Here is a 19605-nt window from a genome sequence, read left to right as displayed (position 1 = left end):
CGTCCTCCCCCGGCAACCCTAGCCAAGGCCCGTCCCCCGGAAGTGAGCGGGCACGGGTGTCCGGACGGGTCGGCGCGTCCGAGGGCGGCGCTCTCGGTCAGGCCGTCCAGGCGGATCCGCTCAGCCGACCGGCGCCTGGTGCGAGGATCGGGAGGCGGCGAAGTGCCGCTGCAGCGCGGACAGACCGCTGCCGTACAGCTCCTCGACGAGCGCCTGCGCGGCGGCGGCGTCCGCGGCGTCCTCCTCCGACTCGGCCGACCACTCGACGAATGCCTCGCCGGTGTCCGTCACGGGCAGCACCCGGAGCGTGGAGACACTGCGCCGGACGGGGAAAGGGTGCTCGACCAGCTCATAGGTGAAGGTGCGTGCGGTGTCGTCGAGCGCGGTCAGGCGTTCCAGCACCGTGGTGTCCCCACCGGCGAGGCGCAGGCGCCGCAGAGCGCCGACCGCCGTGGTCCCGCCTTCCTCCAACTCGCCGGCGGCGATGGCCGGGTGCCACTGCGGGAGACCGTCGAAGGGGCGGACGACCTGCCATACGGTTTCGGCGGTGGCGGGAACGACTGCGCTGACGTATGTGCGTGCCATGGATGCTCCTGTGAGAGATGGAAAGCAAGATGCGGGCAGGGGGGGTGGGACGGGGAGGGAAGGCCGGTCGGGGGGAAGCACGCCGGTCGCGTACGGGCCGCCGGGGTCACGGAGGCCGCCCGGAGCGAGTGATCAGACGCCTGCGGCCGTCAGCAGACGCCGGGTGAGCGCGGCGAGGCGGTGGCGGTACGCGGGGCTGAGGGCGTCCGGCTCCGAAGGGTCGGCCCTCTCCTGGCTGTGGAAGTAGGCGCCGGTCACCCCGGCGACGTCGGAGGCGTCCACCAGTCGGCGCGTGGCGGCCACCCCCTTCTCCAGCGACTCCTGGACGGGCATGCCGGAGGCCTTCGTCATGGTGGTCGCCATGAAGGTCGCGGGATGGACGGCGTTCACGGTGATGCCCGAGTCGGCCAGTTGCTCCGCGAGGTCGACCGTGTGGCTGATCAGAGCGAGCTTGGAGCGGCAGTAGGCGTCGGCCTGAGTGAAGTGCTGTTCGTGCTGCGGGTCGTCGAAGTCGAAGAGCTGCTGGCCGACCGAGGCGACGTTGACGACACGTGCGTGCCCGGCCTCGTGCAGCAGGGGAAGGAGTTCACGGGTGAGCAGCACCGGCGCGAGGTAGTTCACGGCCAGCCGGAGTTCGTAGCCGTCGGCGGAGACCTCCCGCGAGGTGTCCTCCCCCCGGAAGCCCACCCCCGCGTTGTTCACGAGGACGTCGAGACGGCGGTGCCGGGCGCGGATGTCGGCCGCGAGCCGCTTCGTCGCGGCGAGGGACGACAGGTCGGCGGGGAAGACCTCTCCGCCCGTGGTGGCGGCGACCTCGGCCAGCCGCTCCGGGTCGCGGCCGTGCAGCAGCAGGCGGTGACCGTCCGCCGCGAGATCCTCGGCCAGCGCGCGGCCCAGGCCGTCGGACGCTCCGGTGATCAGGATGGTTGCCACGTGGGCCCCTTTCGATGGGATGCGGTGGTGCGTGCGCGCACACCTGCGCACCGTGCGAGCAGCCACCGCTCAACAGGTGTCACTGTAACTCAACACCTGTTGATCCTGGCGCTCCCGACCCTGCTCCCACCGCCCCCGCCATTCCCCCGCCCCGCCGCGACCACCGGACAGGAGGAGGAGCTGGTCTCTTCCGCTGGCTACCCTGAGCAGGGCTCCTCACCGTCTGACGCCGTTCTTCGTGAAGGCAGGAGCCCCAGAAGGAGAGGAACCCGCGTGACAGCCCGACGCACCGACACGAGCACACCCGAAGAGCCGGCTCAGGCTGCCCCGCGTAGCTGGTCGCGTCCCGCCAGCCGGGGAGACCGCCGCCTGGAAGCGCTGCTCTCCGCTGCGGAGACCTTGCTGACGGAGAAGCCGTTCGCGGAGATCTCCGTCGGGGAGGTCGCCGCCAAGGCGGGCATCTCGCGGCCTACGTTCTACTTCTACTTCGACACCAAGCACTCCCTGCTGGCGGCCCTCCTGGAACGGGTCATGCAGGACAAGCTGGAGATCGCGCTGCGCGGCTTCGGCACCACCGAGGCGGATCCGACGCCCCAGCGGACGTTCGAGGCCAACTACACCGAGATCCTGGCGCTGTGGCGGGAACACGCGCCGGTGGTGCTGGCCGCGTCCGATGCCATGGGGACCGACGCGGAACTGCGAAGCGTCTACACCGGGCTGCTCGATCTGTTCATCGAACCGGCCACGGCGTGGATCGAACACGAGCGGGCCACCGGGCGTGCCCCGGCGGGCACACCCGCCGGCACCCTCGCCGCCACACTGGTGTGGATGAGCGAGCGCAACCTGTACGCCGCCCTTCTGGGCATGGAGCCCCGCATCCCCGACGATCAGCGCGTGGCCGCCCTCGCGGAGGTCTGGATCCGCAGCGTCTTCGGCGGCCGGCCGCCTGGCCCAGCGGTGGCCTGACGCGTTCAGCGGGCGGTACGACCGTCGGCGGCGCCCGTGCCGCCGGGGGCGCCGCTCAGTGCCCTCCTCCTTGGGGAGGGGACTGCGAGGAGGAGGCCGGGCACCTTTTTCCACCTGGAGGCGCAGGGTCCTGCGGGTTGCCCGGTTCTAGCGTGTGACGAGTCGACACGATCGGATACATCCGCAGGATCCCCCCACGAAGACGCCCGGTAAAAGGAGAGAGAAAGCATGCCCGACATGGCCGACGAGGCGGCGAAAGAACTGCCCGCCTCGTTTTCCCACACCGCCTTGGTCGTGGACAGCATCGAGAAAGCGGCAGACAGGTTCCATGAAGTATTCGGTGTCTCTTTCGGGAGTGCCGAAGAATTTGTTTTCTCTCGCGCCGACGCCTCGGGCCGTACCGCGCCTTCCACTCTGCGCGTGACGGTGTCCCTCACACAGGAGCCCTACTTCGTCCTGGTCGAAGCGGTGGACGAGCCGGACTGCGTGTTCGGTCGGGAGCGGCTGGGCTCCCTCGCCTACTGGGGCTGGTGGGAGGAAGACCCCGAGGAGCGGTTGCGAGAGCTGCGCCGGGAAGGCGTCGGGGTTGCCGCGACCTATGCGGCGGCGCCGGGCTCAGCGCCTGAAATGATCATCACGGAGCCCGATCTGTACGGAACCCGGATCTGTTACGTGGCCTCGGCCCTGAAGAACCGGATGACCGAGAAGGTCGACCTCGCGGGCGGCGAGGGTTCGCTGCCCGCCTCCTACTACCACGTGGGAATGGTGGTGCCGGACATCGATACGGCGGTCCAGCGGTGCGCGACGGTGTTCGGCGTGCCCTTCACCGCTGCGGCTCTGACCGAATCCCCGCATCAGGAAGAAGGGGATGTCACCCACACACCGTTCCGGCAGCGCCAGGCGATATCCCGCACCCGCGAGCCGTACATCGAACTGATCGAAGCCACCGGTGACGGCGTCTTCGGCCCTTCCCGGGCCGGCACCCTGATGTACTACGCCTGTTGGGAAAGCGATATGCGTTCCCGGCTCGCCCGGCTCAGGACCCAGGGCTTCGGCATGGACGCCGTCATACGCATGGATGCCGCGTCGGATCCGATCGCCGCCATCACGTCGTACGACGGCCTGGGCATCAGGCTGGAGCTGGCCGACCCCGCCGCAAAGCCGGTGATGGAGCACTGGGCAAGGACAGGACACCTCCCCGAGTTCTGACATTGGAGTCCTGCGCCGGGCCCCGGCCCCGGGCGGCGTTCGGCGCCGTCCGGGATCAGGGCCGGCGCAAAGGGCTCAGCGCCCTGACGCGGCCGCCCCGCTCGCTCCCCGCTCCGCCAGAGCGCCCCGCCAGGCCACCGGGTGCGACTCGATCCTGTCCCCGGCCGTCCACACGCCGGTCAGCTTGTTCCCTGACCACGGATCTGGCCGTTCGGCCACTCTTCGGAGTGATTGCCGGGTAGGTGGCCGGTCCGCCTCGTAACCTGAACTCCACGCCAGGGTACGGGAGTTCGCAATGGAGGCCGTGGGGAGGGGATGAGTAGACTGGTGCGGGCTGGCAGACAGGAGACGCTGGCGGAACTGTCGCGCTGCCGGACGGCTTTTCACCCACGACGGCCCCTGCTGCCAGCGGGATCGCCTGTGCGGGGGGGCCTCCTCGGGGTCGGCGAGACGTCCGAGGGTGACGGCCTGTCCGGCGAGTTCGAAGGCGTCTCCGTAAGAGGCGGTGCCTTCGGTACGGGCGGGGCCTGTGGCTCCGCAACTCGCGACAGCCCGATGTACCAACAGCGTGCGGCCAGACCGTGTGCGTCCGGCGGTGCCGCCTGATGTGACGAGTCGGGGCGGCGCGCGCGGCGGGGATCGCCGTATGCGCCGCCCAGTCGGTTCGGCGGTGGCCGGCGACCGCATGCGGCCGCCCGAGGAGTACGGGCAGCCGACCGCCTACAGCTCCGGCGCCTCCGCCCTTCAGCCGTCCTTGCCCATGGCCTTGCGTACGGCGTCGCGGGTCCGGTCGACCACGGCGGCCAGCGGGCCGAGGGCGACGTTCTTCGCGCCGGATTCCACGCCCGGGTGCGGGTGGGTCGGTGCGGTCGCCTCGGCCGTCTGGACGGCCTTGGCCATCGAGGCGAGGCGGGCCGGATCGTTCAGCCGCCGTAGCTGGGAGAACTCATAGCGCTCCTCCGCGCGGGCGTGCTGCATCACGTCCATCCGCAGGGACAGCAGCCTCGGCAGGAACGCCTCGCCCTCGGGATCGACGTCCTCCAGGGCGGACAGGGCCTGCTTGGCCAGCTTCTCCTCCCCCAGCCGGTCGGCGACGATGTCGTCCCCACCGTCCGCCGCGCGCTTCACGTACGGGTGGACGACCTCCTCCTCGGCCGTCTCGTGCACCGCCAGCATCCGCACCAACCGCCGGAACGCGTCCCGACGGGCATCGCCGCTGCTCTGCTCGACCTCGTCGAAGAGGTTACGGATCTGCCCGTGCTGCGCCATCAGCAGCGCCACCACGTCCTGCTCCGGGCCCGGATCGACATCCTCCGCCGGATCGGTCGTCGCCGGGTCCGGGCTCCGGTCGGCTCCGTGAGCCGTGGCCATCACCGGCCTCCCCGCAGTTCGGCGACCGGGTGCTCGCCCTCGGTCTGGAGCCGGTAGTCGCCGCCGATCAGCTTGTCGTGCTCGGCCAGCACCTGGTCGCTGGGCGGCGTGGAGCCGCCGTTCAGTGCCTCCTGCATCGCCTCGAACCGCTCGTGCGCCTCGCGCACGTAGCCCGCGCCCAGCGTGGTCAGGTCCAGCTGGTTGGCGATCAGTTCGCGCAGGTAGCCCTTGTTCGGCTCGAAGGTGAGCACGTTGGGCAGCACGGGCGCCAGCACCTCGGCCGGTTCCCGCCCGTCGTGGCGCCGCATCAGGTCGCAGGCGATGTGCAGGTGCTCCAGCTCCATGTTCAGGTGCAGCTCCCAGATCGCCTTGACCTTGGGGTCGCTCTCCTGCTCCATGAAGGAGTGGTAGAGGTAGCACTCGTTGTACTCGTGGTTGACCAGTTGCTCCCACCACGTCTCACCCGGGTCGACCAGCGACTCGTAGTGGGTGACGTGCTCCTCCTCGACGAGCCCGATCTCCTGGTAGAGCTGGCGGGCGATCGGCTCCATGTAGGTGGGGCCGGTGTTCATGTAGAAGTTCATCGTCTGCTGTTCGGCCGACATGATCGTCAGCGCGTGCAGCTTCGACAGCGGGTCGGTCTTGGTCTTGTCGTACGGCTCGCGCACGTTGTCCACCGGGTTGCGGTGGTGCAGCGGCGTGGGCCGGCCCGGCATCACCTCGGTCAGCCCGTCCACGATCGACTCCGCCTTGCGGTGCTCGATCATCTCGTACAGGTTCGCGTACCGGTACAGGTGGTCGAAGTCCTCCAACACCCCGAACCGGTACGCCTGCTTCAGGTACGGATCCGGCTCCATCCGCGCCACCCAGGCGGTCAGGTCGACGGCCACCTGCTCGTACGCGATGGTCGTCTCCAGCACCGACGAGACCCCCGGCAGCAGCCAGTTGACCGCCTTCTGCTGCTGCGCCTCGATGTAGCGGGTCCGGGCGAGCTGCTGCTTGACCTCCATGTCCGGACAGTGCCGGGCCAGTTGATGGCTGAAGAGGATCGCCTCCACCTCGATCCCGTTCATCGTGATGATCCTGCACCGGGTGTACGGATCACCGTGGTCCGGATCGATCGGCGTCACATTCAGCTCACGCCAGTTGCGTACCTGCCGGTCCAGCGGGATCCCCCGCTGCTCCAAGGGGTTGAACGACATCAGGCCCTCCAGTACGAATGCACGGATGACGGCGCGCTTCCGGGTAACCGTCGTTCCGCGGGGAAAACAGCCTTTTCATGTCAGGACCCGATCCCGAGGCCGGAAAGTTTTCGGTACGGCACGGCTGACCGGCACAGTGGTGACAGCGTCGCAGCCGACGGGGTGCGGGCTGGTGTGCGGTCCCGTGACCGGTGCGCCTTTCACCCGGAGAGCAGAAGGGTGGCGGGTGGGTGGCGTTCGCGCGCGGGTATTACAGCGATGCCCGGCATCCGCTGCGTGACGCTTGATATGCGGCTTTCCGCAGGGGGCTCCAGGGTCCTGTCAGGAGAATGCGCGGCAAGTGGTTGGCGTACGCACGGGCCGTACGCGGAAACCGCGCCCGCGGACATGGCATCCGTCGAACGGGTCGTGAGCGTGGCGAACCGCTGCCGGGGTCCGCCGGAGTGCGCCGTACACAGGACGAACGAACCGGATGACGCCGCAGCGCACCGCCATGCGTCGAGGTCGCTGCGTCTGGCCGGCCCGCCGGGTGCCGGACGGTCGGCACCACGCAGCACAGTCACCGACCTGAGGGCGACGGCGGAAGCGCGGCGGTCACTGGGGACGGTGGGGCGGGACACCAACCCGGCGTTGATCACCTGGGTGATGAGGCCGCTGACGGTGCTGAAGGCCAGGCGCCGACGGGCGGCGAGGTCGCCGACCCTGGCGGGTGAGCTCTCGGCCAGGGCCTGGAGAAGTTCGACCGGGCCGTATTCGCCCCTGGCCCGGCCCACTGGCCACCTCGGTGCCGCCTTGAGCGGTCGGCCGGTCGTGCCGCAGCAAGCCGGAGCCGCGTCCCACCGGGCCCGGCTCCGCTTGACGACTGACGTTATCCGGTGACGAGGAATGCGGCAGGAGACGAAAAACAGGCGCGCGAAGCACGTGCCGCCCTGCCCGCGCACTCCGGCGCGCCCGGGCGGTGTACGCGAAATCCAGCCCGGCGCGGGAAGTAATCAGGATGTGTGATGCCCATCTTTTGCATGCACCGTACGGGCAGCACCTCGAACGGTATTTCCTCTTGCGAAGGCCGCGGCAAGGCTGGCAGCTTTCGTCAGAGACCCGGCTGCGGAATTCCCGGATGCCCCAGGGCCGTACTGTACGGCCACCGGCCTGCGTTCCTCACTTCAAGCCCGGATTCTCTGCGCCACGCCTATTCGTTCACCGACTCGTCTCCGCACGAGCCCCACGCATCGCCCCCATCTGTTCGAGGACCAGGAGCCGTATGTCCGGGGAAGGACCCAGCCGATCTCCGTCGCCTTCCCGCGCGCTTCGGCGGGTCAGGAAACTTCTGCCCGTCCGGAACGAGATCGCCCGGATGCGGCACGCGCCGACCGCGAACCTCATGGCCGGCGTCACGGTGGCCGTGGCCGCCCTGCCCATGGCGCTGGGCTACGGCGTCGCCGCCGGTCTGGGAGCCGAAGCCGGACTGGTCAGTGCTGTGATCGCCGGTGCCACCGCGGCCCTGCTGGGCGGCTCGACGTGGCAGATCACCGGGCCCACGGGCGTCATGGCCGTCGTACTGCTGCCAGTGGCCCGCACACACGGCGCGGACGGAGTGCTGACCTGCGGCCTGCTCGCCGGACTGGTGCTGCTCGTCCTGGCTCTGCTGGGCGCCGCCCGCTTCGCGCACCTGGTTCCGCTACCGGTCCTGACCGGGTTCATCACCGGCAGCGCCGTGGTGATCACCTGCCAGCAGCTTCCGCCTGCCCTGGGCGGCGCGACCTCCGGCGAGCACGGCGTCGTTCCCGGCGCCGCGCGGGCCTTGGCCCAGGCCGGTGCCGACGCCGTGGCACCGGCAGCGGTGACGGCGGCCGTACTGGCCGTGTGTCTGGGCGGCCACCGGTTGCGTCCGGGATGGCCGTGGCCGCTCCTGACCATTGCGGCCGCCACCGCGGTGGCCCCGCTCCTGCCCTGGCCGCTGGCCGACATCGGTCCCCTGCCGACCGGGGTACCGCCCCCGTCGCTGGACTTCGTGCACTGGGAGACCGTGCCCGGCCTGCTGCCGTCGGTGTTCACCGTGGCGGCCCTGGGGGCGCTGGAGGCGCAGATGACAGCCTTCGCCGCGGACACCTTGACGGGAGCCTCCCACCGGCACGACGGCGACCGGGTCCTGTTCGGACAGGCAGCGGCGAATCTCCTCACGCCGCTGTTCGGCGGGATGGCCGCCACCGGCACCGTCTGCCGCACCGGCATCAACGTACGCTCGGGAGCCACCACCCGCCTGGCCGCCCTGTGCAACTCCACCGTCATCGCCCTGGCCGTCCTGGCCGCGGCCCCACTGGTCTCGGCCATCCCGCTCGCCGCGCTCGCCGGCGTCCTCATGGCCACCGCCTGGCGCATGATCGACATCAGGACCCTGCGCTGCATGGCCCGATCCGGCTACGGATCGCTGGCCGTCACCGTCCTCACCGTCGGCATCACCGCAGCGGTCGACCTGGTCACGGCCGTCGCGGCCGGCGTGCTGCTGACCGCCCTGCTCGCCCTGCGCGCCGTCACCCGGACCGCCACCCTCGACCACCGCCCGGTCCCCTTCCCCAGGCAAGGACCGGCTCACAACGGCACCTCACCGAACCGGCCCACGGCAGCAGCCGTCTACCGCCTTCGAGGACCTCTGCTGTTCACCACCGCCCAGCGCCTGCTGGAACCCGTCAGGCGTTCACAGGCCGCCGTGGTCATCGCGGACTTCGCCGACGTCACCGCTTGGGACACCACCGGCATCCTGGCCCTGGACCACACCGTCGACACCCACCACGCGGGCAACGCGCAACTACTGCTCTACGGCCTTCCGCCTGCCCTGCAACGGCAACTCGGCGCCCTGGGCACTCTCGACAAGGTGCGTGCGGAGGAAGGCCCCTTCACCACGGACAGCACCGTCGACTCCGTCTGCGACGGACAACCGGGTACACCTCTCGACAAGTCCTCCGGAAGCTAGCCTTCTGCCCCACTCGACGCGCACGCTGCCGACGTTGAGAATTCCGCTGGTGCCGTGACCGCATGGGTTCGCCGGGTTGGGCTGGTGCTGGTACCAGTGCTGGTCCTGGTGCGTCCGCAGGCTTACAGGCATCATCATCTGATGGCATATCTTGGACTGGTGACCGTCGTCGTGCGTGACTACGACGAAGCCATCGCATTCTATCGGGACGTCGTCGGGTTCGAGCTCCTGGAAGACACCCGGACCGATGGCGGGACGCGGTGGGTTGTTGTCGCTCCGCCGGGAGCACGGGAAACAGCCGTGCTTTTGGCCAGGGCCACGACCGGCGAGCAAGAAGCTCGCATCGGAGATCAGACCGGTGGCCGGGTCGGCTGGTTCTTGAACACCGACGCGTTCGAGCGCGACTACGAGCGGATGCAGGCGGCGGGGGTCGTGTTCGAAGAAGCGCCCCGACGGGAGGCGTACGGGATCGTTGCCGTCTTCCGGGACCTGTACGGCAATCGCTGGGACCTGATCCAGATGAACCGCCCCGATGACTCGGGGCGGTAACGGGGCTCAAGCCCGCGGCTGTGCCGCTGGCAGAGCGCGCCCGCCCCAGCGGGTGCCCTTCTCTGTGCGGACGCGGAGCCCCTCACGGCGCTGGGCGGCCAGGATGTCGGGGTGCAGAGGTGCGGGGGTGCAGGGGCGTCGGGATGCCGGGCGTTCTGGTTGCGCCAGTGCAGGTAGCGGTGCGTCTCTCGTGTCCGGCCGGTGTCCCCGGAGGGTGTCGGCGCCGACGGGACGAGTACGGCCGGGTCCGCACCCGCACCCGCACTCCCCCTGCCGGAGTCATCGCCTTTTTGGAGCAGAAGCGTCCGGAGCGGCTTGAGAACCGTCATCTTCAGCGGAGTTGCCGACGGCCCCAAGCCCCGTTCGGATGGTTCCCCCCGAGCCCCATCAGCCGAGGCCCCGCTGTCGTTTCCTTCGTTCCTCCGCCACCGGGTTTTGCCGTGTGCAAGGATGCGCGATGTGAAGGTGCCCCTCCGGGCGGCTTCTGGTGTGCCGGGAAGCCTGGTCGGCGAGCAGTGCCGACATGCCACAGACGGCTGAGAGGGACACGTCATGCCAGACTGCGAATCGGTCGTCTTGTCAGGTAGCGGCTCAGGAGCCCGACCGGACTCCGCTGCAGTGGCGTGAGCGCCCCGAACACCCATGGGCAGAACGCGCAGTTCGAAAATCCCTCGTCGCCCCACTGCCGTGCGGTACGGCACCGCCCAAGGGCATCGTCGGTGCGGGACGGAGGCGGTCAGGTGACGGACAAGCGCCGTCGGTACGGGCAACTGGTGCAGCGGCGTCCCACGCCGACTCCCCGGAGTACCGCACGTGCCTGGCCCCCGGGCGACGAAGTCTCTGGCGTCCTGACCGGTTGCACCGTCTCGTCCCGGCACGCAAGCGAAAGAACGGCAACATGAGGCAGGTACCTGCTTTCCTGTTCGTCCTCCATGTCATGTGCGTGGTCTGTGGCGCACAAGTGGCGCACCTCGAACTGGTACCACCCGGCCGGCTGCCGGTGTCCTGGCCGCGCTGGAGTGCGTACGCACGCAAGCTCTACGAGCAGTGCCGCGACCCTGGACGGTGGTGGTTGACGGTCGAGAGCGAGCTCCACGACAACGGCGCGGGGGAGAACATCACCACCGAGCGTGCCGGCTTGCTGCGGGACGCCTTCGCCTACCCACGCACCTACGCGCGGGTGTCTCTCGCCGCGCTGCCCGGTGACGCAGGCTTTTGCGCGCGCTGCGATGTGCCGTACTGCCCCCGGCATTGGCACAGCGCGCACGGCCCGGCAAGCGTGTGTCCGCGTGGACACCCGCGCTGAGCCGACCGCCTTCCGCACGGAAAGATCAGCCGGAGACGTCGCTCCACCCCAACGGGCAGCGGCCGCCCCCGGCCCAGGAGGCCGCCGGTTCCTTGGCCGCCTCCGCGAAAGCGGTCAGCGCCTCGACCAACGCCGCCCCCTGTTCGGGGGTCATCCGCTCGACGATGGCCGTGATCTCTTGCCGCCGCCGGGCGGTGGCCTCGTCGACGAGGCGCCGGCCGCCGTCCGTCAATTGAATCCTCGTCTCACGGCGGTTGGCGGGGTTGAGCTTACGGTCGACGAAGCCGGCGGCGATCAGCCGGTCGATCATGCGCATCGCCGTCGACGGGTTGACGCCCAGCAGTTCCGCGACGGCCGTGAGGCTGGCGGCTCCGTGCACGGACAGCACGACCAGCAGCCGGAACTGCGGCAGGGTCACCGTGCCCTCGACCGCAGCCAGCGAGCGGGCGGAGACGGCGACCAGCGCCCGCGACGCCGTCAGGACCGCTCCGGTCACGGCGTCCACTTCGCTCGGGCTCCAGGGCCCCCGTGTGCATTCGGCCACGGTTCTTTCTACCGCGCGTGCACGCAGCCGCTGCCCTATTTGCACTATGCAAAAATCGGCGGGCTTCGACGGCTCCGGCGCGGTCCCGGACATGGGCATCGCACGAGCGCCGGCTGCCGGTGTCAGTTGTCGCCAGTCCGGGGCGCCGGGGGCGTCGGCGCCGTGGTCTGCGCACGTGCTCGCTCGCGGTGCGCGGGTTGCTGCCGAGGCTCAGCCGCACGGTGCCGGCAGCAGACTTGTCGCACTCGCTGCCACTCCGTGGAAAGCCGCTGGCGGGCTTTCGGGGGCCATTCTCTCCGTATCCAGCCCGCCTGCCGTCCTCAACAGCCGTCGCGGTAGCGCATCAGGAGCATCGCGGCGTCGTCGTGCAGTGGCCCCTGTGCGTGTGCCACCAAATCCTGCCGCAGCGCCTCCACCGCCGTCTGCGGGTCGGCTTCCTTCAGCAGACCCGCCCGCTGTTTCAGCGGATAGAAATGCCCGTACGCGTCGCGGGCCTCGCTGACGCCGTCGGTGTAAAGCAGCACCTGATCGCCGGGGGCGAAGGGCACGGTGTGCGGCCGGGGGGCGCTGGTGTTGTGCAGGGCGAGCCCCAGCGGCAGGGCACGCTCGGGAGGAACGAGGAAACCGATGTCTCCGTTGCCTTTGACGGTCAGGGGGGCAGGGTGGCCGTAGTTGAGCAGGGTCAGAACTCCGGTGCCCTGCGACTCGGTCAGGACGGCGGTGACGAACTTCTCGTCCGTCAGGTGGCGCGCCAAAGCCCGTTCCAGCCGGTCGCCGACGGCCGTCAGAGCGGCTTCGTCGTAGGCGGCCTCGCGAAAGGCGCCCACCACGACGGCCGCGGTCTCCACGGCGTCCAGGCCCTTGCCCTGCACGTCCCCGATGAGGGTTCGTACTCCGTGCGGCGTGGCCACCACCTCGTACAGATCGCCGCCGATGCGTGCTTCGGCGACTGCCGAGGTGTAGGAGACGGCCAGACGCAACCGGCCCGCGATCTGGGGCACGGGCCGCAACAGCACGCGCTGGGCCGCCTCGGCGACCGAGCGCACGTCGGCCAGCTCCCTCTCGCGTCGCTGCCGTATCACCGCGGCGACCAGGCCCGCTGCCGTGACGCCCACGACGGACAGCAGGGCCGTCCAGCCGCGGCGGTGCGGGAAAAGCCCGTCGTACAGACCCAGCCCGGCGCACAGCAGCAGCGCCAGCGCACCGATCAAGGCGGTGCGCCGCCATCCGCCGGTCAGGCTGGCGAAGGCGGGCCCCAGCGACACCAACGGCAGAAATCCCACGTCCGGTCCCGCCGACACGTCGACTGCCGCGACCATGGCCATCACGGCGTACGGCAGTACCGGTAGAACACGTGAGGACCGGTTCGACCGGACCACCGACACCAACACCTCTCACCGAACCGGGCCGTGCCCTATTCGATCGTCCGTCGCAGCGGGCGGCCCGTACGGCCGCTTCCTGATCGGTTTCGTACCACGCCACCGCCGCCGGCGTCCGTACCTCGGCGGACAGATCATCTCCACCGCCAGTCGGCATCCGGCCCACGACCGAGCGGGTGGTTCGTCCGGCCGCTGCTGGCCGAACGAAGGGTACGCGGCCTGTCGGCGGTTTTCCGCGTCCTTCCCGGTGTTACGCGTACAAGGCGACAACCGTCGCAGAAGACGCAGAACGGACCCTGGAGGGACCATGACCACCGCCGTCAAGGACATGCTGGCTGCCTACCCCGGCGATCTGGGAAGCGTGGACCGCGAGAAACTCAGCCGCTGCATCGAGGAATGCCTCGCCTGCGCCCAGGCGTGTACGGCGTGCGCCGACGCCTGTATGTCGGAACGCGAAGTGGGCGAGCTGACCAAGTGCATCCGCACCGACATGGACTGTGCCGACATCTGCGGCACCACCGCCGCGGTGCTCTCCCGCCACACCGGCTACGACGCCGACATCACCCGCGTACTCCTCCAGGCCTGCGCCACGGTCTGCAAGGCGTGCGGCGACGAGTGCGGACAGCACGCCGGCCGGCACGAGCACTGCCGCGTGTGCGCCGAGGTCTGCCGCCGATGTGAACAGGCATGCAACGACCTGATCGCCTCCCTCGGCTGACACCCCTGTCCCGCCTCCTTGTGCCGTTACCGGGCCCCGGGGAGTTCGCTCACCGGGCCCGAGCACCAAGCCCTCGTCCCGCTGGTGCGGCCTGCTGGGCAGTTGGCAACGGACGGCAGGCTGGCCGCGCCGGGCGGGCGCGCGGACAGGCCGGAGGAGACCGTCCTGGCGCCCCGGTCGCCGGTGGCAGCAGCCACTTGCTCGCAGGAGCAGGTGCGCCTCGCAACCTGCCATGGGCGGCCGGAAACCCTCGACGGGCGGCCTGCCCCGGTACGGTGCGGCATCGATGCCCGGCAGGACGGGTGGTTCAGGCGAGGGTGATGTTCTCCGCCTGGGGCCCTCGGCGCCCTGGGGGATGAAGCCGAAAGCCTTTCCCGAGTTGCCCCACCTGACGGTACCGCCGACCATACGTCCTCCGGCATGTCTCACAGGCCCCGCGCCCCGCGGCAGCCCGACCAAGCCGTCGGGCCACGACAGCCGAGCACCTACCACCTGCGCCCACAGCCGCTGAACCGCCACCGCGACAGCGAGCCCGGGGCGTACGTGTGCGCCTCGATGGCGTAACAGCGAGCCAACACCCCCTGGCCCCTGGCCCCTGGCCCCTGGCCCCTGGCCCCTGGCCCCTGGCCCCTGCACCAACGACAGCCGCACGCCTCACGAGTGCCGATGTCGGCAGGTATGGGCTTCGACGGGCGCACAGATCCGTGGCGCGCTGCCCTGGCCCCGGTCCGTCAGAGGCCGGCCTCCTCGTCGTCCGGTCCGGTCTCGGCGCGCAGTCCGTCTTCCGTACGGCGCGTCTGCTCGGCGCGGCGCCGGTACCAGTCCGCCTGCTGCGGTCGGGCGTCCTGGTCGTGGTCGCGGACCAGGGCTTCTTGGACGTCGGCCAGCGCGCCGAGCGCGGCGGCCGCCTGCTCGCGCAGCAGGCGCTCCCGCATCTCCAGGTCCCGCCGGGGCGAGCGTCCTTCGGCAGCCTGCCGGACGGCGGAGGCGGCCGTCTCGCGCGTGATGGCGTCCTGTTCCCGTGCGTCGCGTGCGTCCCTGCGGCGCAGGGACGCTTCGCTTCGTGCCAGGCTGGCGTGGGCGGAATCCAGTTGGTCGCGGGAGCGGCCGATCTGCTCGTACGCTCGCTCGCGCACGCCGGCAGCGATGCGTCCCGCCGCGCGGTCGCGTTCATCCACCTCACGTTCCCAGTCGGTCAGGCGGCTCTCGCGCGCCTGCGCGGACTCCTCCCGCGCGTCCGCGGACGCTTCCCGCGCGTCGGCCGTGCGCTCGCGTCGGTCAGCGGTCGTCTCCCGCTCATCCGCCAGCCGTTCCCTCTCGTCGACAGCGCGCTCCCGCTCGTCCTGGCGCCCCGCGGCGCCTGCGGAGGCCGGCCCGTCATTCTGCGAAGAAGTGCCCATCTCGGCAGTATCCCCTGCCCCTGGCCGGCGCGGCGCACATGTGACAGCCGTCTGCGGCCCCGGCGCCAGGAGCCGCAAAGCATCCGCATCGGGTTTGCGGGGATGGTGGAACGGGAGCTGCGATTCGGGTGACGGTCGGCGAGCCGGTCTGTCGGGGCCGAGCATCGCCGGAGCGGCTCGGCCGGGTCAGGGCCGCCAGTGTTCCTGCCACTGCCCGTGCAGTTCGTAGGGCAAAACGAGTGCCTTCAGGTGGAGCAGGACGACGATCTCGCGGTGTGGCGAGTTGAGGGCATCGTGGTCGGGTCGCGTTCACGGACGCGGTCGGCCGTATCGGCTCACGGGCAGGAGTAGCTGGGTGACGTTGTTGCGGTTGTCGCCGGTCGGCGTCAGCGGGGTGCCGGTGGCGACACGGATCACGTGGTGCTTGGAGACCGGCCGGCCCCGGTCGCCCGGGGCTCCGCCCGGTTCGGGGCCGCCCTTGAGCGCTCGGACGTGGGAACTGTCGATCACCACCCGCGACAGGCCAGGCGGCCGACGGCCCGCAGCTCGTCCAGCAGCACCTCGTGCGGCCGCTGCCACACTCCGGCCGAGTCCCAGTCCCGCAACCGCCACCCGCACGTCATGGCCGAGCCGAACCCCGGCTCCTGCGGCAGCCGCCCCCGCTCAATGCCCGTGTAGATACTGACGTTGCATTAGGTGTTCTTGCGTCCCGAATGCCCAAGGTATCGAGATCGCCGTGAGTATTCCTTCGCGCTTTGCCGCGATGCTGTGCTGCGCCCCGGAGTTTCGCGAGGGATTTCGAGGTGCGTGGGTGGCAGGCGAGGCAATGGTGATTTTCCGGTGATTGCGGTATGACTCGAATTGAATGGCGGTGCGGTGAGGATTGAGCCGATGAGCGGGGGTGGCGTGACACGGCTGTAGTGGGCTGGCAGGGTGACAGACACGAGCTCGAACAGCCGCCGGCCGGCAGGCGTCAACCAGACCCGACGACTGCAAGAGGGTGTGGAACGTGGCAGAGCAGACCGCTGCACCGGGTTCCTTCTACCGGCGCATCGACGCCGTGGTGAGGGCCAAGGGCAACGACCCCGTCACGTGGGTCCTCAAGGACAACTCCTACGTGCGCTACGACATGAAGGAGAACCACGGTTTCGACGGGTACCCCAAGCTCATCGAGGGCAACTGGCCCGGCCTGGTGGACAGCTTCGGGCGCCGCATCGACGCCGCGCTCAACCGCCGGGACCAGCCGAACGTCGTGTACCTCTTCAAGGACAGCCAGTACGTCCGCTACGACCTGGACTCCGACAAGGTCGAACCGGGCTACCCGCTCAGCATCGCGGAGGGGTGGAAGGGGCTGCCGCCGGACTTCCAGCTCGGCATCGACGCGGCCGTCAACCACCAGAGCAACCCGAACGTCAGCTGGTTCTTCAAGGACGACCTGTACGTCCGCTACGACGTCGTGAACGACAAGCTGCTCGGCGGCCCGACTCCCATCCTGCGCGGCTGGCGCGGGCTGCCGGAGAACTTCCAGCGGGGCATCGACGCGGCCGTCAACTCCGTACTCGACACGGACAAGGTGTACCTGTTCAAGGACGACCAGTACGTCCGCTTCGACCTGGTCAGCGACAAGACCGACAACGGCTATCCGCTGCCGATCGAGGGCAACTGGAACTTCTTCGCGTGAACCACGCGGCCTGAGGTCCACGGCGGCTCGGCGTCCCGCCCGGCTGGTTCGGTCCGGGCGGGGCGCTGCTGCGGGCACCGACGTTGCCGCCGGTGCCCGGCCGACGTCCGACCGGGCCCGCCCTACGAAGCCACGTGCCCGTAGCGGTGGCGCGCCGCGGTCCGGAGGCGGACGGGCCGCAGCCCGGTGGTGGCCGGGCCGCGGCGAGGACAGGACCGACGGGATCAGGTGCCGGTGAGAGAGATCGCCAGGTCCGTGATGTTCAGCGGGAACTGGCCGGTGGAGGTTGCCTGGCCGGTGAGGATGTTGACGCTGTAGAGCGACGAGGTCCCGGCGCCGTTCGGGACGAGGGTGGCGAAGGCGGCGTTGTCGACCGTTCTCCCGCCGGACAGGGTGCTGTAGATGTCCAGGCCGGCGTTGAGCCCGGCGTTGATGCCGAGACCGCCGGTCGGGACGAGCGTGCCGTTGTTGGCCGGGCTCTGCAGGACGACTTGGTCGCTGGTCGTATTGATGTCGGCCAGGGTGGTCTCGGTGGCCGCGTTGCGGTCGTTGTTCGTGTACGCGGCGGCGGTGACGCCCTTGGTCGTGCCCTCCTCCGTCGGAGTGTTGAGGTTCAGGTCCTGGACGGTCGTGTGATTGTTGAGGTTGTGCCGCAGGTTCTGGCCGTTGTCGCTGATCACGCGGAGCCGGTCGGCCGCCGGGTTGAAGTCGACGCCGAACGCCGTGCCGCGCAGCTCGTACGCAAGCTGGGACACCTTGGTGACCGCGACCTCCTCGGTGCCCGTCGGGATCTTGATCGTGTAGATGCCGCCCTTGTTGCCGACCCCGTACAGCAGGCCGTCCTGGACCCGGAAGTCGATGCCGATCAGGCTCGTGTCGCCGCTGAGGCCGTCGACGGCCCTGACCCAGTCGAGGACCTGCGGCCGGTCGGTCTTGAACCCGGCCATCAAGGTGCCGTCGCCGGTGATTCCGTACGCACGCAGACTGGGGGCGGCGGGTGCGGCCGTACCGGTGCCCGATGTGCCGAGCAGGAGCGTTGCCGACATGCCCATGGCAACCGCGGCCGCCATTATTGTCTTTCGGGTGACTGCTTTCATCGGAGCATCCCTCCAGATTGAACGGACGTCATGGTGCGGCGCCGACTGAGAATCCTCGTACACCCGCCCGTACTCCCGCACTGATGACCGGAATCGTTCTTACCTAGCGCTCAGAATGACTTTCGCGACGTTCCCCCACGGGCGTACACGCGGTTCTCATTAAGGCCGCTGCACGGCACCTCCACAAGCGGAAGAGGTGATGAGAAAACCCCGATCCGGGAATTTTGCGCGCTGTGACAAAACCCTCGTCGGGTACACCCCGCCGATGTGTGCGCAGTGCTGAAAGCCGTCCGGATTTCGCCTGCCGGCCGGTTCGTCCGGAAGGGCATGCTCGTGTCCGTGGGGAGCCTCTTCGTCGAACTCGCCCGGCAGGCGTCGGCCAACGCCCGCCGGGAGGTCGAGGCGTACGCGCGCGAGATCCCGGAGTTGGGGTGCCTGGAGAAGGACCCCCGGGCCCGGGCCGAGGCGTTGGACCATTCGCTGTGGCTTCGGCGTCGAACCGTCGAACTCTCACCGGACAACAGCGAGTTGACCGAAGACGACCTCGGCTGTATCGCGTCGATGGGAGAGTTGCGGGCCGGGGCAGGGATGTCGCTCGACGCACGGCAGCGGGTGCTGGGGTTGCACACCGCGCTCATGCTGCGCGAGATCAACGAGGTGACCGAGGCCCAGCGCGGCGGCGGCGTCGAGGAAATCATGCGCATGATGAACTGGTTCGCCCCGCAGGGTGAACGCGGCATCGGCGCCTACTGCCAGGGATTCGTACGGGTACTGCGCCGCCGGATGCGGTACGTCGAGCAGGTCGCCCTGTTGACCCGGTCACTGCTGAACGGAGATCCCATATCGGCGGAACTCGCCTCCGCCGTCGACATGGAGCTGCCGGATCACTGGGCGGTGACGGTGTTCCGGATTCCGGTCCGCCCGGCCGCTGATCGCTTCCTGGAAAACGAGATCGAGACTTTGGTGAAGAGCCATCAGGCGCCTGTCATGTGGGGTCCGGGAAACGGCGACGGAAGCGGTGAGCTGATCGCTCTGGTTCCCCTGATTTCCGGCACGGCGGGCGGCGAATCCGTACCGCCGCACGCCACTTCCGACCTCCTGCCCGATCTCGCCCCCGACCACCTGTCCGAGCTCGTACAGGACTTCGCCCTGGCCCTCGGCCGGCCCTGCGCCGTCGGCACCGCCACCGCACCGCTGCCCGAGCTGGCCGACGCCCTCGACCGGGCCCGCCGGATCAGCCGGGCGGCCCCGCTGCGCCGGGCCTCCGCCCGGCTCCGGCCGCACACCCTGGCCGATGTGTTCGTCGAACTCGCCGTGGTGGACGTGCCGTTCGTCGACGCATGGCTGCGCGACGTGGCCCGACAACTGGACTTCGGCCCGGACCTGCTCGTCACCCTCGACGCGTACTACCGCCACGACATGCACCGCGGCGCCACGGCGACCGCCCTCAACGTCCACGCCCGCACCCTGGACTACCGCCTCCGCCGGGTACGGGAGCTCACCGGCATCGATCCCGGCTCGACGCGGGGCGTGCGCACGCTCAGCGCGGTCGTCACCATGCGCCTGTCGGGAGCGTGGCGCTGAACCCCAGCGGGGCCCGCGCCGACGAACCGGTCGCCGGCCTCGCGCTGCTCCGAGCAGCGGGTCCGCGTTCCGCTCGCTCACCCGCAAGGGAGCCCACACTGTGGCGTGTT

The 19605-nt window shown here is 69.9% G+C and carries 17 protein-coding genes and 1 pseudogene; 8 read left to right on the top strand and 10 right to left on the bottom strand.

Going from position 1 to position 19605, the window contains the following annotated elements; genetic code table 11:
* Positions 1-120: 120 nt before the first annotated feature.
* Both AB0A97_RS19170 and AB0A97_RS19165 read right to left on the bottom strand, forming a co-directional pair.
* Complete coding sequence (locus AB0A97_RS19170) at positions 121-585, bottom strand: SRPBCC family protein (protein ID WP_361151014.1); 465 nt, start codon at positions 583-585, stop codon at positions 121-123.
* Between the two features lie 132 nt (positions 586-717).
* Positions 718-1518, bottom strand: a complete 801-nt coding sequence (locus AB0A97_RS19165) for an SDR family NAD(P)-dependent oxidoreductase (protein ID WP_361151011.1) — start codon at positions 1516-1518, stop codon at positions 718-720.
* A 273-nt stretch (positions 1519-1791) separates the two neighbouring features.
* On the opposite strand from AB0A97_RS19165, the gene AB0A97_RS19160 reads away from it, so the two are divergent.
* Complete coding sequence (locus AB0A97_RS19160) at positions 1792-2484, top strand: TetR/AcrR family transcriptional regulator (RefSeq protein ID WP_361151009.1); 693 nt, start codon at positions 1792-1794, stop codon at positions 2482-2484.
* 228 nt (positions 2485-2712) lie between these two features.
* Complete coding sequence (locus tag AB0A97_RS19155) at positions 2713-3693, top strand: VOC family protein (RefSeq protein ID WP_361151007.1); 981 nt, start codon at positions 2713-2715, stop codon at positions 3691-3693.
* Positions 3694-4437: 744 nt separating this feature from the next.
* Here the strand turns inward: AB0A97_RS19155 and AB0A97_RS19150 are convergent.
* The 3 genes from AB0A97_RS19150 to AB0A97_RS19140 all read right to left on the bottom strand — a co-directional run bounded on the left by AB0A97_RS19150 (position 4438) and on the right by AB0A97_RS19140 (position 7039).
* Entirely contained in the window at positions 4438-5064 is a 627-nt protein-coding gene (locus tag AB0A97_RS19150; protein ID WP_361151005.1) for a hemerythrin domain-containing protein, read from the bottom strand.
* Positions 5064-6266: a hypothetical protein gene (locus AB0A97_RS19145; RefSeq protein WP_361151002.1), complete on the bottom strand. Its 1203-nt coding sequence runs from the start codon at positions 6264-6266 to the stop codon at positions 5064-5066. Before AB0A97_RS19145 ends, AB0A97_RS19150 begins: the two co-directional genes overlap by 1 nt.
* A gap of 200 nt (positions 6267-6466) precedes the next feature.
* Positions 6467-7039 carry a MarR family winged helix-turn-helix transcriptional regulator gene (locus tag AB0A97_RS19140; RefSeq protein WP_361151000.1) on the bottom strand — a complete coding sequence of 191 codons (573 nt, stop codon included), beginning with the start codon at positions 7037-7039 and terminating at the stop codon, positions 6467-6469.
* Between the two features lie 581 nt (positions 7040-7620).
* Between AB0A97_RS19140 and AB0A97_RS19135 the strand changes: the two genes are divergently transcribed.
* The 3 genes from AB0A97_RS19135 to AB0A97_RS19125 all read left to right on the top strand — a co-directional run bounded on the left by AB0A97_RS19135 (position 7621) and on the right by AB0A97_RS19125 (position 11092).
* Positions 7621-9237 (top strand): SulP family inorganic anion transporter, encoded by a 1617-nt coding sequence (locus tag AB0A97_RS19135; RefSeq protein ID WP_361150998.1) that lies wholly within the window; start codon positions 7621-7623, stop codon positions 9235-9237.
* Positions 9238-9378: 141 nt separating this feature from the next.
* A complete protein-coding gene (locus AB0A97_RS19130) occupies positions 9379-9786 on the top strand; it encodes a VOC family protein (protein ID WP_361151119.1) in 408 nt (135 codons plus the stop codon).
* 898 nt (positions 9787-10684) lie between these two features.
* Positions 10685-11092, top strand: a complete 408-nt coding sequence (locus AB0A97_RS19125; RefSeq protein ID WP_361150997.1) for a hypothetical protein — start codon at positions 10685-10687, stop codon at positions 11090-11092.
* Positions 11093-11117: 25 nt separating this feature from the next.
* Here AB0A97_RS19125 and AB0A97_RS19120 read toward each other — a convergent pair whose 3' ends face one another.
* The gene (locus AB0A97_RS19120; protein ID WP_361150995.1) at positions 11118-11588 is read right to left on the bottom strand and encodes a MarR family transcriptional regulator; all 471 of its coding nucleotides are present in this window, start codon (positions 11586-11588) and stop codon (positions 11118-11120) included.
* Between the two features lie 368 nt (positions 11589-11956).
* Positions 11957-12961, bottom strand: a complete 1005-nt coding sequence (locus AB0A97_RS19115) for a PP2C family protein-serine/threonine phosphatase (protein ID WP_361150993.1) — start codon at positions 12959-12961, stop codon at positions 11957-11959.
* 361 nt (positions 12962-13322) lie between these two features.
* Between AB0A97_RS19115 and AB0A97_RS19110 the strand changes: the two genes are divergently transcribed.
* A complete protein-coding gene (locus AB0A97_RS19110; protein ID WP_361150990.1) occupies positions 13323-13733 on the top strand; it encodes a four-helix bundle copper-binding protein in 411 nt (136 codons plus the stop codon).
* A gap of 731 nt (positions 13734-14464) precedes the next feature.
* Here the strand turns inward: AB0A97_RS19110 and AB0A97_RS19105 are convergent.
* A complete protein-coding gene (locus AB0A97_RS19105) occupies positions 14465-15133 on the bottom strand; it encodes a hypothetical protein (protein WP_361150989.1) in 669 nt (222 codons plus the stop codon).
* Positions 15134-15478: 345 nt separating this feature from the next.
* Positions 15479-15762 (bottom strand): annotated as a pseudogene (locus AB0A97_RS19100) (IS5/IS1182 family transposase); the annotation flags it as partial.
* 380 nt (positions 15763-16142) lie between these two features.
* Here AB0A97_RS19100 and AB0A97_RS19095 point away from each other — a divergent pair.
* On the top strand, positions 16143-16814 hold the full coding sequence (locus AB0A97_RS19095) for a hemopexin repeat-containing protein (protein ID WP_361150986.1): 672 nt from the start codon (positions 16143-16145) through the stop codon (positions 16812-16814).
* Positions 16815-17038: 224 nt separating this feature from the next.
* Here AB0A97_RS19095 and AB0A97_RS19090 read toward each other — a convergent pair whose 3' ends face one another.
* Complete coding sequence (locus AB0A97_RS19090) at positions 17039-17884, bottom strand: DUF4394 domain-containing protein (RefSeq protein WP_361150984.1); 846 nt, start codon at positions 17882-17884, stop codon at positions 17039-17041.
* Positions 17885-18250: 366 nt separating this feature from the next.
* Here AB0A97_RS19090 and AB0A97_RS19085 point away from each other — a divergent pair, with 366 nt between their 5' ends.
* The gene (locus AB0A97_RS19085; protein ID WP_361150981.1) at positions 18251-19495 is read left to right on the top strand and encodes a helix-turn-helix domain-containing protein; all 1245 of its coding nucleotides are present in this window, start codon (positions 18251-18253) and stop codon (positions 19493-19495) included.
* Positions 19496-19605: the final 110 nt, after the last annotated feature.

The sequence above is a fragment of the Streptomyces sp. NPDC045470 genome, from assembly GCF_040646595.1.
Lineage (GTDB): Bacteria > Actinomycetota > Actinomycetes > Streptomycetales > Streptomycetaceae > Streptomyces.
The sequence above is the reverse complement of the archived record's forward strand: the minus strand, read 5'-3'. Positions and strand labels throughout refer to the sequence as shown.

Excerpts from the sequence above, each read along its gene's own strand:
- AB0A97_RS19090 (WP_361150984.1), bottom strand. The coding sequence starts at position 17,884 with ATGGCGGCCGCGGTTGCCATGGGCATGTCGGCAACGCTCCTGCTCGGC.
- AB0A97_RS19155 (WP_361151007.1), top strand. The coding sequence starts at position 2,713 with ATGCCCGACATGGCCGACGAGGCGGCGAAAGAACTGCCCGCCTCGTTT.
- AB0A97_RS19170 (WP_361151014.1), bottom strand. The coding sequence starts at position 585 with ATGGCACGCACATACGTCAGCGCAGTCGTTCCCGCCACCGCCGAAACC.
- AB0A97_RS19130 (WP_361151119.1), top strand. The coding sequence starts at position 9,379 with ATGGCATATCTTGGACTGGTGACCGTCGTCGTGCGTGACTACGACGAA.
- AB0A97_RS19145 (WP_361151002.1), bottom strand. The coding sequence starts at position 6,266 with ATGTCGTTCAACCCCTTGGAGCAGCGGGGGATCCCGCTGGACCGGCAG.
- AB0A97_RS19125 (WP_361150997.1), top strand. The coding sequence starts at position 10,685 with ATGAGGCAGGTACCTGCTTTCCTGTTCGTCCTCCATGTCATGTGCGTG.
- AB0A97_RS19105 (WP_361150989.1), bottom strand. The coding sequence starts at position 15,133 with ATGGGCACTTCTTCGCAGAATGACGGGCCGGCCTCCGCAGGCGCCGCG.
- AB0A97_RS19150 (WP_361151005.1), bottom strand. The coding sequence starts at position 5,064 with ATGGCCACGGCTCACGGAGCCGACCGGAGCCCGGACCCGGCGACGACC.
- AB0A97_RS19135 (WP_361150998.1), top strand. The coding sequence starts at position 7,621 with ATGCGGCACGCGCCGACCGCGAACCTCATGGCCGGCGTCACGGTGGCC.
- AB0A97_RS19110 (WP_361150990.1), top strand. The coding sequence starts at position 13,323 with ATGACCACCGCCGTCAAGGACATGCTGGCTGCCTACCCCGGCGATCTG.
- AB0A97_RS19115 (WP_361150993.1), bottom strand. The coding sequence starts at position 12,961 with ATGGCCATGGTCGCGGCAGTCGACGTGTCGGCGGGACCGGACGTGGGA.